The sequence below is a fragment of the Oleiphilus sp. HI0043 genome (genome assembly GCF_001634935.1).
Genome location: NZ_LWEY01001253.1, coordinates 1 through 1,631, shown reverse-complemented (window position 1 = coordinate 1,631; position 1,631 = coordinate 1). Strand labels below are relative to the sequence as shown.

General features: G+C 54.9%; 2 protein-coding genes. Both read right to left on the bottom strand.

Going from position 1 to position 1,631, the window contains the following annotated elements; all coding sequences use genetic code 11:
* The coding region (locus A3729_RS15600) for an efflux RND transporter periplasmic adaptor subunit (protein ID WP_068634054.1) at positions 1 to 1,076 on the bottom strand (1,076 nt) is incomplete at its 3' end.
* On the bottom strand, positions 1,073 to 1,631 hold a 559-nt coding region (locus A3729_RS15595; RefSeq protein ID WP_197475877.1), incomplete at its 5' end, for a TolC family protein. The genes A3729_RS15600 and A3729_RS15595, both read right to left, overlap by 4 nt.

Genomic DNA, 1,631 nt, shown 5'->3' with positions numbered 1-1,631 from the left:
GCAACGGATTTAAAACGGCCTTCGCCCTTGGCCAGCACAACACGGGATTGACTGCCGGTACGGATCAGCGCCTGACGGGGAATCAACAGAGTATCGTCCATCGGTGCCGTCTCAATGCGCATCTGCGCAAACATGCCCGGCTTCAGATAACCATCGGGATTGTGAAAATGTACTCGTATCTGTGCGGTGCGAGTCTTGGTGTTAAGGCTCGGGTAGACATAATCAACCTGGCCCTGCCACTCTCGCCCTGGCGAATAACCCAACTGCATCTGGACCTGATCGCCGACCTGCACCAGGGAAGCCTGTCGCTCAAAGACTTCACCAATCACCCAAATATGTTCCAGCTGACCGATGGCCATGATTTCCATGCCGGGTTTTACAAACATGCCTTCGCGCGCCATGAGGTTATCCAGCACACCCGATTGCGGCGCTGTAACGGTGATGGTCTGGCTCACCTTGCCGGATTTCCTCAGGCGGTTGATTTCTGATTTTGGCACCTGCAGGGATGCCAGGCGCTCCTTGGCGGCTTCAATCAGCGTGGCGTTATTGCGTTTTAGTGCCAAGAGTAATTCCTCCTGTGCATTAACCAGGGTCGGTGAGTAAAGCGCATAGAGAGATGCACCCTTCTGCACCGGATCGCCAGAAGCTTTGACGTAGAGTTTTTCAACCCAGCCCTCTACCCGCGGATGAATATGTATCAAGCGATCTTCATCGTATTGCACATAACCCACGGTATTGACGGAAACGTCCATCTGGCCGCGGGTAACGGGTGCCGTGCGTACGCCAAGGTTATTGACCACATCCGGCGATATGGTGACTGTGCCAATCTCCTCATCACCGCCGGCTTCTTCATACACCGGAATCAGATCCATCCCCATCGGAGATTTTCCGGGCTTGTCGCGTTTGTAATTGGGGTCCATCGGCGCGACCCAATAGAGCGGTTCTTTTTTGGCTGTCGCCTTACCGCCCTCTCCCGTGTCTTGCATGCGCCAATAGGCTGAATAGTGGGCCAGGGTTGCCGTCGCAATCAGCAATGCAACCGTTATAAAGAATGGTTTATTCAGTTGAATCTTCATGGGTTCTTTCCTTCCGTGCGGTTACCGTGTGTTGCAGGGGACTGCTTTGCGTGGCTCTGCGGTAACAGCACTGAGCGGTTTGTCGGTAAGAGATAGTTCAGTTCGGCAAGGATTTTTAGCCGATCGACCTTGATGGTCAGGAAATCGATTTTGGCGTTCAGCTCGGCGATGCGGGCACGCACCGCTTCAGCAAAGTCGCCGTCATCGTTGTTATAGGCAGTCAGGGCAGCTTCGGCCTGCTCCGCCATTTGCGGCAGTAGCTGCTGGTCATAGAGTGTGCGGCGCTCATTCAGGCGCTGGATTTGCACAATGGTCGTGTCCAGCTCCGCCATTAACTTTCGCGCCATCAGTAGCTTGTCTGTTCGCAGTGCCTCAGCTCGGGAGGTAGCGGCGCTAACATCTTTATCCTGTCGATTGCCCGTGAAAAGCGGCAGATCAAATGTGACGCCGACCGAGAACAGATCGGCGCGATCCCGGCCCATGGGGTCATCGTCCCGATAGCCGTACTGGGCGGTGAGCCCCCACTCGGGCTTATACTTTTGCTGGGCCAATTCA